11 protein-coding genes are annotated in these 15543 nt (G+C 66.2%); 7 read left to right on the top strand and 4 right to left on the bottom strand.

Annotated features, from left to right (window positions below; genetic code table 11):
* Positions 1-14: 14 nt before the first annotated feature.
* Entirely contained in the window at positions 15-1076 is a 1062-nt protein-coding gene (gene lptG / locus QE444_RS08130) for an LPS export ABC transporter permease LptG (RefSeq protein WP_187978571.1), read from the bottom strand.
* Positions 1073-2185 carry an LPS export ABC transporter permease LptF gene (gene lptF, locus QE444_RS08125; protein ID WP_187978570.1) on the bottom strand — a complete coding sequence of 371 codons (1113 nt, stop codon included), beginning with the start codon at positions 2183-2185 and terminating at the stop codon, positions 1073-1075. The genes lptG and lptF overlap by 4 nt, the downstream gene beginning before the upstream one ends.
* Before the next feature lie 171 nt (positions 2186-2356).
* Between lptF and QE444_RS08120 the strand changes: the two genes are divergently transcribed.
* From QE444_RS08120 to QE444_RS08100, 5 genes are all read left to right on the top strand, one after another.
* Positions 2357-3856, top strand: coding sequence for a leucyl aminopeptidase (locus QE444_RS08120; RefSeq protein ID WP_187978569.1), 1500 nt, complete (start codon positions 2357-2359; stop codon positions 3854-3856).
* 70 nt (positions 3857-3926) lie between these two features.
* Positions 3927-4355 carry a DNA polymerase III subunit chi gene (locus tag QE444_RS08115; RefSeq protein WP_273861996.1) on the top strand — a complete coding sequence of 143 codons (429 nt, stop codon included), beginning with the start codon at positions 3927-3929 and terminating at the stop codon, positions 4353-4355.
* A 4-nt stretch (positions 4356-4359) separates the two neighbouring features.
* Positions 4360-4722: a hypothetical protein gene (locus QE444_RS08110; RefSeq protein WP_187978568.1), complete on the top strand. Its 363-nt coding sequence runs from the start codon at positions 4360-4362 to the stop codon at positions 4720-4722.
* 87 nt (positions 4723-4809) lie between these two features.
* The gene (locus QE444_RS08105) at positions 4810-7641 is read left to right on the top strand and encodes a valine--tRNA ligase (protein WP_309737769.1); all 2832 of its coding nucleotides are present in this window, start codon (positions 4810-4812) and stop codon (positions 7639-7641) included.
* Positions 7642-7693: 52 nt separating this feature from the next.
* A complete protein-coding gene (locus QE444_RS08100; RefSeq protein WP_309737767.1) occupies positions 7694-7990 on the top strand; it encodes a winged helix-turn-helix domain-containing protein in 297 nt (98 codons plus the stop codon).
* A gap of 3 nt (positions 7991-7993) precedes the next feature.
* Here QE444_RS08100 and QE444_RS08095 read toward each other — a convergent pair whose 3' ends face one another.
* Positions 7994-8308 (bottom strand): NGG1p interacting factor NIF3, encoded by a 315-nt coding sequence (locus tag QE444_RS08095; RefSeq protein ID WP_309737765.1) that lies wholly within the window; start codon positions 8306-8308, stop codon positions 7994-7996.
* A 167-nt stretch (positions 8309-8475) separates the two neighbouring features.
* The gene (gene purL / locus QE444_RS08090) at positions 8476-12375 is read right to left on the bottom strand and encodes a phosphoribosylformylglycinamidine synthase (protein ID WP_309737764.1); all 3900 of its coding nucleotides are present in this window, start codon (positions 12373-12375) and stop codon (positions 8476-8478) included.
* A 316-nt stretch (positions 12376-12691) separates the two neighbouring features.
* On the opposite strand from purL, the gene mltF reads away from it, so the two are divergent.
* Both mltF and QE444_RS08080 read left to right on the top strand, forming a co-directional pair.
* On the top strand, positions 12692-14176 hold the full coding sequence (gene mltF / locus QE444_RS08085; protein ID WP_133863121.1) for a membrane-bound lytic murein transglycosylase MltF: 1485 nt from the start codon (positions 12692-12694) through the stop codon (positions 14174-14176).
* A gap of 330 nt (positions 14177-14506) precedes the next feature.
* On the top strand, positions 14507-15475 hold the full coding sequence (locus QE444_RS08080; RefSeq protein WP_252977129.1) for an IS110 family transposase: 969 nt from the start codon (positions 14507-14509) through the stop codon (positions 15473-15475).
* Positions 15476-15543 lie beyond the last annotated feature (68 nt).

The following is a 15543-nucleotide window of genomic DNA, read 5'->3' as shown; positions in this document are numbered from 1 at the left end:
GCCGCCGGGCGGCGCTAGCCGGCCCGTCGCAGCAACAGCACCCCAGCCACGGCGCAGAGCAGCGCCGGCGCCAGCACGGCCAGCAGCGGCGAAAAGCCGAATACCAGGCTGGACGGTCCCAGCAGGTCCTGGAAGATCCGCAGGGCGAAGCCGATGATCACGCCGGTGAAGATCCGCTGACCCAGGGTCACCGAGCGCAGCGGGCCGAAGATGAAGGAGATCGCCATCAGCACCAGGGCGGCGGTCACCAGCGGCTGGAAGATCTTCGACCAGAACGCCAGCCAGTAGCTCTTGTTGCTCAGACCCTGGTCGGCCAGGTAGTGGATGTACCACCACAGCCCGGAGATCGACAGCGCATCCGGCTCCATGATCACGGTGTCGAGCACCTGCGGGGTCAGCTCGACGTTCCAGATCACCTTGGGCTCCTGGCGGACGCTGGTCTGGCGATTGCCGAAGTCGGTGATGCTGACGTTTTCCAGCTCCCAGTGATCGCCACGATAGATACCGCGCTGGGCGAAGCTGGATTGCAGCAGGTGGCGATTGTCGTCGAATTCGTAGCGCGTCACGCCCAGCAGCAGGCCGTTGGGTTGCACGGCGTTGACGTGGGTGTACTCGTGGCCCTGGCGATGCCAGAGGCCGTGCCGCGAGCTCTGCGCCTTGCCAGCGCTTTGCGCCAGGGCGCGACCGCTCTGCGCCAGGTTCTCCGACCAGGGCGCCACGTACTCGCCGACCAGGATGCCGGCGATGAGCAGCACGAACATCGGCTTCATCACCGCCCAGACGATGCGTCCCAGGGAAACGCCGGCGGCGCGCATCACGATCAGCTCGCTGCTGCTGGCCAGGGTGCCCAGGCCGATCAGGCAGCCGATGAGCGCAGCCATGGGCAGCATCTCGTAGGCCCGCCGCGGCGTGGTGAGCAGGACGAACTTGAGGGCCTCGGCGACGCCGTAGTTGTCGTCGAAGTCGCCCAGCTGGTCGATGAAGGCGAACAGCAGGGCCAGACCGACGATCACGCCCAGCACCGAGAGGATGCTGACGAAGACGGTGCGCCCTATGTACCAGTCGAGCTTGTTCATGCCGCTACCTCCGGCTTGCGACCGCGCAGACGCGCCGTGAGCGGTTCCCAGAAGGCCAGCAGCAGGCCCAGCACCAGGAACAGCAGGTGCACGCCCCACAGACCGATGGCCGGCGGCAGGCGGCCCTTGTCCAGGGCACCGCGGGCGGCGATCAGCAGCGACAGGTAGGCCATGTACAGCAGGATCGCCGGCAGCAGCTTGAGGAAGCGGCCCTGGCGCGGATTGACCTTGGCCAGGGGCACGGCGATGAGGGTCACGATGAACACCAGGATCGGCAGCGACAGCCGCCATTGCAGTTCGCCGCGATACTGCAGCTCGTTGCTGCGCATGAGTTCGCCGGTGGTGACGGCGTCACGCTCGCTAATGTCCTCGCTGACCGCGGGCTTGGGCAGGAGCACGCCATAGGTGTCGTACTGCACCGCGCGGTAGTCGGCCTGGCCGGGGACGCCGTCGTAGCGGAAGCCGTTCTGCAGGATCAGGTAGCGACTGCCGTCCGGGTGAATTTCCTGCCGGCCGGTGTCGGCCACCAGCACGCCTACGCCACGGTCCTTGCCACCCACGGTGGAGGTATTGCGCTCGGAAATGAAGACGCCGCCCAGCTGACTGCGATCCGCCGAGAGGCGCTCGGTGTAGGTGACCCGCGAGTTGTCCCGCAGCGACTGGAAGCGGCCGGGTTCGAGGGTGTCGAACTCGGTCATGGCGTCCTGCTGGTTGAGGATGGTGGTGACCTTCTGCACGCCCAGGGGCGCCAGCGACAGACTCAGCCAGGCGACCACCAGGGCCACCAGCGCGGCGGGCGCCATGCTGTAGGCCAGCAGGCGGCGCGGACTCAGGCCGGTGGCGGTCAGCACGGTCATCTCGCTATCCAGGTACAGTCGGCCATAGGCCAGCAGGAAGCCGAGAAAGAGCCCCAGCGGCAGGATCAGCTGCAGGAAGCCCGGAATGCGGTAGGCCATGATGAGCAGCAGCACACCCGGATCCAGCAGGCCCTGGGCCGCCTGGGCCAGGTACTTGATGAAGCGGCCGCTCATGATGATCACCAGCAGCACGGCACTGACCGCACCGAGGGTGGTGAGAACTTCTCGAGACAGATAGCGGAAGACGATCAAACAGGATTCTCCAGGGTTGTCAGGCTCTGGCGCGAACGCTCACACTAGCTCGGCTGCATGGCTTGCGTTGCAAGGCCCACCCGTTGAAGGCCGATCGCCGGGAAAGGCCCTGGCGAAAGCCCCGCATTATATCCTGCGAACTCATGTGTTTGTCTTGGGGAGCTTCTCCTAATGGAATTCGTCGTCAAAAACGCTCGTCCGGAAACCCTGAAAACCGCCACGCTGGTCGTGGCCGTCGGTGAAGGCGGTGCGCTCGACGCAGCGGCCAGCGCCGTGGACGCTGCCACTTCCGGCGCCCTGAGCGCGGCCGTCAAGCGCGGCGACATCGCCGGCAAGGCCGGCCAGACCCTGCTGCTTACCAATCTTTCCGGTATCAAGGCCGAGCGCGTGCTGCTGGTGGGTAGCGGCGCTACCGAAGGCCTTTCCGACCGTCAGTACCGCAAGCTGGCCAGTGGCGCCCTGGGCGTGCTCAAGAGCCTGGGCGGCAGCGACGCCGCCATCGCCCTGGGCGATGTGCCGGTCAAGAATCGCGACGGCTACGCCCGCCTGCGCCTGCTGGCCGAGACCCTGGCCGATGGCGATTACGTCTTCGACCGCTTCAAGAGCAAGAAGGCCGAGCCGCGGCCGCTGAAGAAGCTGACCCTGGTCACCACCAAGGCCTCCCAGCCGGAGGCCGAGCGTGCCCTGGCCCATGCCCTGGCGATCACCCACGGCACCGCCTACGCCAAGGACTTCGGCAACCTGCCGCCAAACGTCTGCAATCCGGTCTATGTCGCCGATCAGGCCAAGGTCCTGGGCAAGCAGTTCAAGGACGCCGGCCTCTCCGTCGAGGTGCTCGACGAGAAGAAGATGCGCGAATTGGGCATGGGTTCCTTCCTCGCCGTGGCCCAGGGCAGCGCCCAGCCGCCGCGCCTGGTGGTGCTGCAATACAAGGGCGGGTCCAAGAATGCCCAGCCCTACACCCTGGTCGGCAAGGGCATCACCTTCGACACCGGCGGCATCAGCATCAAGCCCAGCGCCGGCATGGACGAGATGAAGTACGACATGTGCGGCGCCGCCAGCGTCCTGGGCACCTTCCGCGCCCTCATGGAGCTCAAGCCGGCGATCAACGTGGTGGGCCTCCTGGCCCTGGCCGAGAACATGCCCAGCGGCACCGCTACCCGTCCGGGTGACATCGTCACCAGCATGAGCGGCCAGACCATCGAGATCCTAAACACCGACGCCGAAGGCCGCCTGGTGCTGTGCGATACCCTCACCTACGCCGAGCGCTTCCAGCCCAAGGCGGTGATCGACATCGCCACCCTCACCGGCGCCTGCATCACCGCGCTGGGTTCGCTGGTCTCGGGCCTGATGGGCAACGACGACGCCCTGATCGACCAGGTCAAGCAGGCCGGCGATCGCGCCGACGACCGCGTCTGGCAACTGCCGCTGCACGACGAATACCAGGAGCAGCTGGACAGTCCCTTCGCCGACATGGCCAACATCGGCGGCCCCAAGGCCGGCACCATCACCGCGGGCTGCTTCCTGGCGCGCTACGCCAAGGCCTATCCCTGGGTGCACCTGGACGTGGCCGGTACCGCCTGGATCAGCGGCGGCAAGGACAAGGCCGCCACCGGTCGTCCGGTCCCGCTGCTGGTGCAGTACCTGCTCGACCGCACCGCCGAGGCCTAAGCCTCTGCCCAAGGCCGCGACGCCCTACGTCGCGGCCTTGCCGTTTCCCTCCCCTTCTTCGTGATCCGCCATGACCCGTGTCGACTTCTATGTTCTGCCTTCCACCGATCCCGCGGCGCGGCTGGCCTTCGCCTGTCGGCTGGTGGACAAGGCCTGGAAGCAGGGCATGCCGGTCTATGTGCACTTCGCCGACGCCGAGCAGCGCCAGCGCCTGGATGACCAGCTGTGGGCCTTCCGCCCGGACAGCTTCATTCCCCATGATCTTGCGGAAACATCCAGCGACAGCCCGGTGGTGCTCGGCCTGACCACGCCCGCCGAGCAGAGGGGTGAGCTGCTGATCAACCTCAGTCTGGCGCCGCCGCCCTGCCATGCGGGTTTCGCTCGGATCGCCGAAGTGGTCGTCGAAGCCCCCGAAGTCCGCCAGGCGATGCGCGAAGGTTTTCGCTTCTACCGCAAGCTTGGCTATGCTCTACAGGACCATCAGCTGTCACGTGTCTGATTTCATGACCAGCACCAAGCCTCCCGCGCACGTCCTGCAAGACCTCGAAGCCATCCGCCAGGTGCTCGACAAGAGCCGTAACACGGTCCATCCGAGCAGCGCCGATGGCATTCCCATCCTCTCCGATGTCATCGCGCCCAGCGCTGAGCGGCTCAAGGCCATTCCGCCGCTGCTCGACCAGATCGTGCCGGACGTGATCGAAGAGGTGACGCCCAGCGCGCCCCATGAAGACCTGGCCCAGGTGCGCCTGCGCCAGGAAGCACCGGCCATTCTTCAGGAACTGCTCGACGAGCAGTTGCCACGCCTGGAGGCCGAATTGCAGCGCCGTCTCCAGCAGCGGCTGGAAGAACTGCTGCAGCGTCCCTGAGCGCGGGGCGCCAAGGCGCCCTGCCGTCGGCGGGCCGGAGTCGCTATACTCGGAGGCTTTCCTCTTCCAGCGACAAAAGCCCCCTCCATGGACAAGACCTACCAGCCGCACGCCATCGAAACCTCCTGGTACCAGACCTGGGAACGCCAGGGCCATTTCGCGCCCCAGGGGTCGGGCGAGCCCTACACCATCATGATCCCGCCGCCGAACGTGACCGGCAGCCTGCACATGGGCCATGGCTTCAACAACGCCATCATGGACGCCCTGATCCGCTTCCGCCGCATGCAGGGTCGCAACACCCTCTGGCAGCCGGGCACGGACCACGCCGGCATCGCCACCCAGATGCTGGTGGAACGCCGCATCGGCGCCGAGGGCCTGTCGCGCCATGACCTGGGCCGGGAGAAATTCCTGGAGAAGGTCTGGGAATGGAAGAACGAATCCGGGGGCAATATCAGCCGGCAGATCCGCCGCCTGGGCTCCTCGGTGGACTGGTCGCGCGAGCGCTTCACCATGGACGAGGGCCTCTCCGAGGCGGTCAAGGAAGCCTTCGTGCGCCTGCACGAGGACGGCCTGATCTATCGCGGCAAGCGCCTTGTCAACTGGGACACCAAGCTGCACACCGCCATTTCCGACCTGGAAGTGGAAAGCCATGACGAGAAGGGTCACCTCTGGCACCTGCGCTATCCGCTGGCCGATGGCGCCCGCACCGCCGAGGGCATGGACCATCTGGTGGTCGCCACCACCCGCCCCGAGACCCTGCTGGGCGACGCCGCCGTGGCCGTGCACCCGGAAGACCCGCGCTACAAGGATCTGATCGGCCAGTACGTCGAGCTGCCCCTGGTGGGCCGGCGCATCCCCATTGTCGGCGACGACTACTGCGACCCCGAATTCGGCACCGGCTGCGTCAAGATCACCCCGGCCCACGACTTCAACGACTATGAAGTCGGCAAGCGACACAACCTGCCGCTGATCAACATCTTCGATGCCGACGCGGCCGTCCTCCCCGGCGCCCAGGTGTTCAACCTGGACGGCAGCGTCAACGGCATGTTCGACGCCACCCTCCCCGCCGCCTACGCCGGGCTGGACCGCTTCGAGGCGCGCAAGCGCATCGTCGCCGACCTGGAGGCCGCCGGCCGCCTGGAAAAGATCGACGACCACGCCCTCAAGGTGCCCAAGGGCGACCGTTCCGGCACCGTGATCGAGCCCTGGCTGACCGACCAGTGGTACGTTTCCACCAAGCCCCTGGCCGAGAAGGCCATCGCCGTGGTCGAGAGCGGCGAGGTGCAATTCGTGCCCAAGCAGTACGAGAACATGTACTTCAGCTGGATGCGCGACATCCAGGACTGGTGCATCAGCCGCCAGCTCTGGTGGGGCCACCGCATTCCCGCCTGGTACGACCAGGCCGGCAACGTCTACGTCGGTCGCGACGAGGCCGAGGTACGCGCCAAGCACAACCTGGGTGACATCGCCCTGCGTCAGGACGACGACGTGCTGGACACCTGGTTCAGCTCAGGCCTGTGGACCTTCTCCACCCTGGGCTGGCCCGAGCAGACCGAGGCGCTGAAGACCTTCCACCCCACCGACGTGCTGGTGACCGGCTTCGACATCATCTTCTTCTGGGTCGCCCGGATGATCATGCTGTCCACCCACCTGACCGGGCAGATCCCGTTCAAGACCGTCTACGTCCATGGCCTGGTGCGCGATGGCCAGGGCCAGAAGATGTCCAAGTCCAAAGGCAACGTGCTCGACCCGCTGGACATCGTCGACGGCATCGACCTGGACACCCTGCTGGAGAAGCGCACCAGCGGCCTGATGCAGCCCAAGCTGGCCGAGAAGATCGCCAAGCAGACCCGCGCCGAATTCCCGGACGGCATCGCCAGCTACGGCACCGATGCTCTGAGATTCACCTTCTGCTCCCTGGCCACCACCGGCCGCGACGTCAAGTTCGACATGGGTCGCGTCGAGGGCTACCGCAACTTCTGCAACAAGCTGTGGAACGCGGCGAACTTCGTCATGGAGAACGTCGAGGGCCAGGATACCGGCGTCAACGACGAACCGGTCGAGCTGTCCTCGGTGGATCGCTGGATCATCTCCCAGCTGCAGCGCACCGAGGCCGAGGTGACCCGTCAGCTCGACGCCTTCCGCTTCGACCTGGCCACCCAGGCGCTCTACGAGTTCGTCTGGGACGAGTACTGCGCCTGGTACCTGGAACTGGTCAAGCCGGTGCTGTGGGACGAGAACGCCTCCATCGAGCGTCAGCGCGGCACCCGCCGTACCCTGGCGCGGGTACTGGAAGTGGTGCTGCGCCTGGCGCATCCCTTCATGCCCTTCATCACCGAGGAAATCTGGCAGCGCCTCAAGGCGCCGGCCGGTGTCCAGGGCGAGACCCTGATGCTGCAACCCTGGCCGGTGGCCAACGAGGTGCGCATCGATGCCGCCGCCGAAGGCGACATCGAGTGGGTCAAGGCGCTGATGCTGGGCGTACGGCAGATCCGTGGCGAGATGAAGATCTCCATGGCCAAGCGCATCGACATCATCGTCGCCAATGCCAGTGCCGAGGACCAGCGCCGCCTGGCCGACTTCGAGCCGCTGCTGAACAAGCTGGCCAAGCTGGAATCGGTCCGCGTCCTGGCCGCCGGCGAGGAAGCACCGATGTCCGCCACCACCCTGGTAGGCGAGATGGAAGTGCTGGTGCCCATGGCCGGCCTGATCGACAAGGACGCGGAACTTACGCGCCTGGACAAGGAGATCGGCCGCCTGGAAGGCGAGGTCAAGCGCGTCGGCGGCAAGCTGGCCAATGAAGGCTTCGTCGCCAAGGCCCCGGCCGAGGTGCTGGAGAAGGAGCGCGCCAAACTGGCCGAGGCCGAACAGGCCCTGGCCAAGATGGTGGACCAGCGGCAGCGCATCGCCACCCTCTGATGCCCCTGAAGCCCACCCTCGCGGTGGGCTTTTTCTTGACCGGAAGATTTTCATGGACGTGAGCAAGACCAAGACCAGCTTCTATCGCCGGCTCTATGTGGCCTGGCTGGTGGCCAGCGGCACCGCCACCAGCGTACCCGCGCTGATGGCCGCTACCGGGATGCCAAGGCGCACGGCCCAGGACACCCTGCTGGCGCTGGCCGATCTGGATATCGACTGTCAGTTCGTGCAGGGCGAAGGCGCGCGCAACAACGCCGGTGGCTACGAGATCCGCGACTGGGGCGCGGTGGATCCGCGCTGGGTCGAGTGTGAATTGCCGCGGATCAGGACGGTTCTGGGTTATCCCTGACGGCTAGAAATCCAGCACCTGCACCACGTCATAGGCTGGCGTCTCATAGGGATGCGCCCCCTTGAGCGCCGCCACGGCCTGGCGGGCGACTTGCTCGTCGGCCAGTACCAGTTCCACCCGCCATTCGGCGACCTGTTCGAGACTGCCGTGCTCGCCCAGGTGCGGCTGGCTGCCTGGCAGTGGACGGAACTGGCCGAGGCCCTGGACCTGCCAGCAGCAGCTGTCGTACAGGCCGATGCGGCCAGCGCCCACGGCGAAGATCGCCTGCTTGACGGCTTCCAGGTGGGAGTCGGGGACATAGAAGCAGAGTTTGAGCATGGTGACGCTCTCCGGCTGGGCGACCCTCACCCCAGCCCTCTCCCTGAGGGAGAGGGGGTAAGAGCGCAGCGGCGGATGCCGGGTGGCTCGCCGTCGGTTTGGAAGAGAGCCTATGAGCCAGGCTCACCCGACCGCAGGTCGAGCAAGCCTGGCCAGACGCCGAACCCTCAGTCGACCCAGACCCGCGCATTGCGGAACAGGCGCATCCAGCCGCCGTCCTCGCCCTGCCAGTCAGCGGGAATCCAGGAGTTCTGCACGGCACGGAAGCAGCGCTCGGGGTGCGGCATCATCAGCAGGACGCGACCGTCCTGGCTGGACAGCCCGGTGATGCCCAGCGGCGAGCCGTTGGGGTTGGCCGGATAGGTCTCGGTGACCTTGCTGTGGCCATCGACATAGCGCAGCGCCACGGTGCCGGAGACGTCAGCGGCGACCAGCGCCTGCTGGTTCGGATACTCGGCGAAGCCTTCGCCATGGGCGATGGCGATGGGCAGCCGCGACCCGGCCATGCCGGCGAGGAACAGCGAAGGGGAATCCTGCACCTGGACCATGGCCACCCGCGCCTCGAACTGCTCGGAGCGGTTGCGCACGAAGCGCGGCCAGAATTCGCTGCCGGGCACCAGCTCGCGCAGGTTGGCGACCATCTGGCAGCCATTGCACACGCCCAGGGTGAAGGTGTCGGTGCGCTCGAAGAACTGCTGGAAGCCGTCACGGGCACGGGCATTGAACAGGATGGACTTGGCCCAGCCACCGCCGGCGCCGAGGACGTCGCCATAGGAGAAGCCGCCACAGGCGACCACGCCCTTGAAGTCCGCCAGGTCGATGCGACCGGCGAGGATGTCGCTCATGTGCACGTCGATGGCGGCGAAGCCGGCGCGATCGAAGGCCGCGCCCATCTCCACCTGACCGTTGACGCCCTGCTCGCGCAGGATGGCGACCTGCGGCCGTACGCCCTTCTTGATGTAGGGCGCGCAGATATCTTCGTTGGGGTCGTAGGCCAGCTTGGCCGACAGCCCCGGATGATCCTCTTCCAGCAGGGCATCGAATTCCTGCTGGGCGCACTCGGCGTTGTCGCGCAGGCGCTGGATCTGGAAGCTGGTCTCGCTCCAGACGCGCTGCAGCATGCGCCGCTCGGCCCGGTAGAGGTGCTCGTCGTGGTAATGGATGTTGATCTCGTAGCCGTTGACCGGGTTGCCGATCACCGCCACGCAGTCTTCCAGACCGGCCGCGCTGAACTGGGCCAGCACCTCGTGGGTGAAGTCCTGGGGCACCTGGATGACGGCGCCCAGCTCCTCGGCGAACAACGCGCGGGTCAGTTCGTCGCGGTCGGCGGCCAGGGCGTCCAGGCGCAGGGCCAGGCCGCAGTGACCGGCGAAGGCCATTTCCACCACCGTGGTGATGAGACCACCGTCGGAACGGTCGTGGTAGGCCAGCAGCAGGCCGTCCTGGTTGAGCCCCTGGATCACCGCGAAGAAGGCCTTGAGGTCTTCGGCCTGGTCGACGTCGGGGGCCTGCTGGCCGAGCTTGCCGTGGGTCTGGGCGAGGATGGAGCCGCCCAGGCGATTCTGGCCGCGACCCAGATCAATGAGGATCAGGTCGGTCTGGCCCTTGTCCAGGCGCAGCTGGGGGGTCAGGGTGCGGCGGATGTCCTGCACCGGGGCGAAGCCGGTGATCACCAGCGACAGCGGCGCGGTGACGCTCTTGTCTTCGCCACCGTCCTGCCAGCGGGTCTTCATGGACATGGAGTCCTTGCCGACCGGGATGGTGATGCCCAGCTGCGGGCACAGCTCCATGCCCACCGCCTTGACGGTTTCATAGAGACGCGCGTCTTCGCCGGGGTGGCCAGCAGCGGCCATCCAGTTGGCGGACAGCTTGATGTCGCCGAGCTTCTCGATGCGCGCGGCGGCCAGGTTGGTGATGGTCTCGCCGATGGCCATGCGGCCGGAAGCAGGCGCGTCGAGCAGCGCCAGCGGGGTGCGCTCGCCCATGGCCATGGCTTCGCCGGTGTGGACGTCGAAGCTGGTGGCGGTCACGGCGCAGTCGGCCACCGGCACCTGCCAGGGGCCGACCATCTGGTCGCGGGCGACCAGGCCGGTGATGGTGCGGTCGCCGATGGTGATCAGGAAGCTCTTGCTGGCCACGGCCGGGTGGCGCAGGACGCGCTCCACCGACTCGGTCAGGTCCAGGCCGGCGCCGTCGAAGGCGTCGCCTAGTTCGGCTTCCCGGGTGGCGCTGCGGTGCATGCGCGGCGGCTTGCCGAGCAGGACGTCCAGCGGCATGTCCACGGCGTTGTTGCCGAAGTGGCTGTCGGCCACGGTCAGCTGGCGCTCCTCGGTGGCTTCGCCGACCACGGCGAAGGGGCAACGCTCGCGTTCGCAGATGGCCTTGAAGGTCTCGAAGTTCTCGGCGTCCACGGAGAGCACGTAGCGCTCCTGGGACTCGTTGCACCAGATCTCCAGCGGACTCATGCCCGGCTCGTCGTTGGGCACGTTGCGCAATTCGAAACGACCACCGCGACCGGCATCGTTGACCAGCTCGGGGAAGGCGTTGGACAGGCCGCCCGCACCCACGTCGTGGATGAAGGTGATGGGATTGTTTTCACCCAGCTGCCAGCAGCGGTCGATGACCTCCTGGCAGCGGCGCTCCATTTCCGGGTTCTCGCGCTGCACCGAGGCGAAATCCAGGTCGGCGGAGCTGGCGCCGGTGGACATGGACGAGGCCGCGCCGCCGCCCAGGCCGATCAGCATGGCCGGACCGCCCAGCACGATGAGCTTGCCGCCCACCGAGATGTCGCCCTTCTGCACGTGGTCGGCGCGGATGTTGCCCAGGCCGCCGGCGAGCATGATCGGCTTGTGATAACCACGCACCTCGGGACCGCGGGGGGTCTCGACCTGCTGCTCGAAGGTGCGGAAGTAGCCGGCCAGGGCCGGGCGACCGAATTCGTTGTTGAAGGCGGCGCCACCCAGCGGGCCCTCGATCATGATGTCCAGCGGGGTGACGATGCGCTCGGGCTTGCCGTAGGGCTGCTCCCAGGGCTGCGCGAAACCGGGGATGTTCAGGTTGGAGACGGTGAAGCCGGTCAGGCCCGCCTTGGGCTTGGAGCCGCGACCGGTGGCGCCTTCGTCGCGGATCTCGCCACCGGAGCCGGTGGAGGCGCCGGGGAAGGGCGCGATGGCGGTCGGGTGGTTGTGGGTCTCCACCTTCATCAGGATGTGCACGGGCTGGCTGTGCGCCCCGTATTCGCGGGACTCGGCGTCGGGGTAGAAGCGCCCGGCGGTGAAGCCTTCCATGACCGCGGCGTTGTCCTTGTAGGCGGACAGCACGCCGGCGCGGTTCAGCTCAAAGGTGTTCTTGATCATGCCGAACAGCGACTTCTCCTGGCTCTCGCCGTCGAGGTCCCAGCTGGCATTGAAGATCTTGTGCCGGCAGTGCTCGGAGTTGGCCTGGGCGAACATCATGAGTTCGATGTCATGGGGATTGCGCCCCAGGGCGGTGAAGCTCTTGACCAGGTAGTCGATCTCGTCATCGGCCAGGGCCAGGCCCAGCTCGAGATTGGCCTGCTCCAGGGCAGCGTGACCACCGCCGAGCACGTCCACCGCGGTGAGCGGCCTGGGCGTGGCATGGCTGAAGATGTCGGCGGCGGCGTCCAGGGTCGGCAGCACGCGCTGGGTCATGCGGTCATGCAGGGCGGCGGCCAGCTGCGCGTGGGCAGCGGCGTCCAGTTCGCCGGCGACATAGTAGGCCACGCCGCGCTCCAGGCGCTCGATCTGCGCCAGGCCACAGTTGTGGGTGATGTCGGTGGCCTTGCTCGACCAGGGCGAGATGGTGCCCAGGCGGGGCACGATGAGGAACAGCGCGCCGCTGGGTTCCTGCTGGGGGACGCTGGGGCCGTATTGCAGCAGTCGGCCGAGGATGCCCTCTTCCTCCGCGCTCAGGGTGCCGGCGACTTCGGCGAAATGAACGAACTCGGCATAGAGCCCGGAGACACCGGGAACCAGGCGAGTCAGCTGGTCGAGAAGTTTGCCGTGACGGAACGAAGATAGAGCGGGAGCGCCGCGCAGGATCAGCATCGGGGACAGCCTCGGGGCCAAGTCACTTTGGGGCCGTGCATTCTAGCCTAAAGGCGCGCCGGGGACACCTTCCGGCGACGAGGGTTCATGCAGCCTTACCACCACTCTTGTATGTATAAAATGGGCGCTGTGCCACTTCTCGCGTATACTGCCCGCCGTTACGGCCTGCCGCGCCCCATGGACGCGGCTCCCCATTGGGCTCAGGATAGAGCCTTTGGCCGGACCGGTGGCGCGGAGCGTCCCGACCATAACGAGTGCCCGGAGGGGCCGACCGATGAGGCGCGTCAGCAAGGCGCCAGTGCCGTTTTGATGCCGTATGGCCGAGCTAGCCCATTTGAATAGAGCCTTCAAGCGATTCGCCTGGCTTACCCTGCCCTTCCTCGCCTTGCTCATGAGCTGCGGGGAGGCCGACGTGCCTGCGCCGCCCAAGCCGACCGCGCTGGAGCAGGTGCAGCAGGCGGGTGTGCTGCGCGTGGTGACGCGCAACAGTCCGGCGACCTACTTCCAGGACCGCAACGGCGAGACCGGTTTCGAATACGAACTGGTCAAGGGCTTCGCCGAATCCCTCAAGGTGCGCCTGGAAATCAGCACCGCCGACAACCTCGACGACCTCTTCAATCGCCTGACCGCGCCGGACGGCCCGGTGATCGCCGCGGCCGGCCTCACGCCCTCGGTCAATCGCCAGAATCTGAAATTTTCCCGCAGCTATCTGGACGTGGTGCCCCAGGTCATCTACCGCAACGGCACCGTCCGGCCCAGCACCCCCAAGGATCTGGTCGGCAAGCGCATCCTGGTGCTCAAAGGCAGCAGCCAGGCGCAGCAGCTCAGGGCGTTGCAGGCTCAGGTAGCGGGACTCACCTTCGACGAATCCGATCAGGTGGAGGTCAGCGACCTGTTGCGCATGGTCGACGAAGGCCAGATCGACCTGACCCTGGTGGATTCCAACGAACTGGCCATGAACCAGGTGTACTTTCCCAACGTGCGGGTGGCCTTCGACCTGGGCGACAACCAGGGCCAGGCCTGGGCACTGCAACCCGGGGAGGACAACAGCCTGCTCGATGCGGTCAACGCCTACCTGGACAAGGTCCGCCGCGACGGCACCCTGCAGCAGCTCAAGGAGCGCTACTACGGTCACGTTGACGTCCTTGGCTATGTTGGCGCCTACACCTTCGCCCAGCACCTGCAGGAACGCCTGCCCAAGTACGAGAAGCACTTCCGCAAGGTGGCGCAGAAGCATCAGCTGGACTGGCGCCTGCTCGCCGCCATGGGCTACCAGGAGTCGCTGTGGACCCCGGACGCCACCTCCAAGACCGGGGTGCGCGGCCTGATGATGCTGACCAACAACACGGCCCAGGCCATGGGCGTCGCCAACCGCCTGGATCCGGAGCAGAGCATCACCGGCGGCGCCAAGTACTTCGACCAGATCCGCGACGAGTTGCCCGACAGCATCCACGAACCGGATCGCACCTGGTTCGCCCTGGCCACCTACAACATCGGCATCGCCCATATCCTCGACGCCCGCCGGCTGGCCGAATCCCAGGGCCTGGACCCGGATCGCTGGCTGGACGTGAAGAAGATGCTGCCGCGCCTGGCGCAGAAGCAGTGGTACAGCAAGACCCGCTACGGCTACGCCCGCGGCGGCGAGACGGTGGAATTCGTGCAGAACGTGCGCCGTTATTACGACATCCTCACCTGGACCACCCAGCCGCAGATGGAAGGTCAGCAACTGGCCAAGACCGGCCTGCACGTCCCCGCCATCGCCGACGACCGCCCCGCCCGGGAAACGCCCCAGGATATGTGAGGGCCGCCGCGCTCGAACCCTCGTAGCGTGGAAAACCGCGCCAGCGTTTTCCACCGGCAACCTCCGGCACCGTCCCGCGTGGACAAGGCTGCGCCGTTGTCCACCCTTGTATCTCGACGACAGCCTCCTCAGGGGGCATAGTCCCCGGCTGATCATCGGGGGAGGATGGCAGGCCGTGTCCACCCTTAAGCCTTTGAGCTTGCAACGTAGATAGGCTGCCTCCTCCACACCCATCCCCGAGTCCGAACGGTATCTAGAGCCTCCAGAGCTCGTATTGCACAAGGTTGGACGGGATGACGTGATCGTGTCGCATCTGAAGGAGGAGACATCATGGCCGTAATCGGTGTTGATATCGCCAAGCGCAGCTTCGATCTGGCGGTCCTGCAATCCAATGGCAAGCACCGGACCAAGGGCAGGCTGAGCAATGATCCGTCAGGCTTCGCGGTCTTTGCCGACTGGCTGCAACAGCATGCCGAGCCAGGCGCTTGGATCGTGATGGAGGCCACGGGCACCTATCACGAAGCGCTCGCCGAACATTTCCATGCGCTGGGCTACCGAATCGCCGTGCTCAATCCGGCACAGATCGCTCGCTATGCGCAAAGCCAGTTGCAGCGCAGCAAGACGGACAAACTCGACGCCAAGCTGATCGCCACCTATGGCCAGCGGCATGAAGACAGCCTGCGGGCCTGGCACCCCGAGCCTGTGTCCATCCGCACGCTTCGCGCGCTGACCCGGCGCCTGGAGGATCTCCAATCGCTACGGCAGATGGAACTCAATCGGCTCGAGGTCAGCCCGGAAAAAGTCCAAAACTCGATCCAGGCGGTCGTGCAGCGGCTCGATGAGCAGATCGCCTGGACGCTCGAACAGATCAAACGGCATATCGACGATGACCCGGACCTGAGCGGCAAACGTGATCTGCTGGTGAGCATAGACGGCATCGCCGACAAGACCGCCGCCCTGATCCTGGCGGAGCTCGGCGATATCGGTCGCTTCGCCGATGCCCGCGCCGTGACCGCCTTTGCCGGTTTGAACCCACGCCTACAGGAATCAGGTCTTTACCGCGGCCATACCGGCATCTCGCGCATGGGATCGGTCCGCTTACGAAGTGCGCTATACCTACCCGCCGTCGTGGCGCTGACCTACAACCCGGCTATCAAGGCGCAAGCCGAGCGTCTGAAAACCAGGGGGAAGAAAGGTAAACAAACCGTCTGCGCCGCCATGCGCAAGCTGCTGACCATCGCCTATGGCGTGCTCAAATCAGGCAAGCCTTTCGACCCTGCTTTAGCGATTGCACACTGAGGGGCGAAGACGGTATCTACACAGCTGAACGTAGGTTGGGCTTCGCCGAGCTCCACCCAACCGACGAA

Source organism: Pseudomonas sp. SORGH_AS_0199 (assembly GCF_031453735.1).
Lineage (GTDB): Bacteria > Pseudomonadota > Gammaproteobacteria > Pseudomonadales > Pseudomonadaceae > Chryseomonas > Chryseomonas aestiva.
The sequence above is the reverse complement of the archived record's forward strand: the minus strand, read 5'-3'. Positions and strand labels throughout refer to the sequence as shown.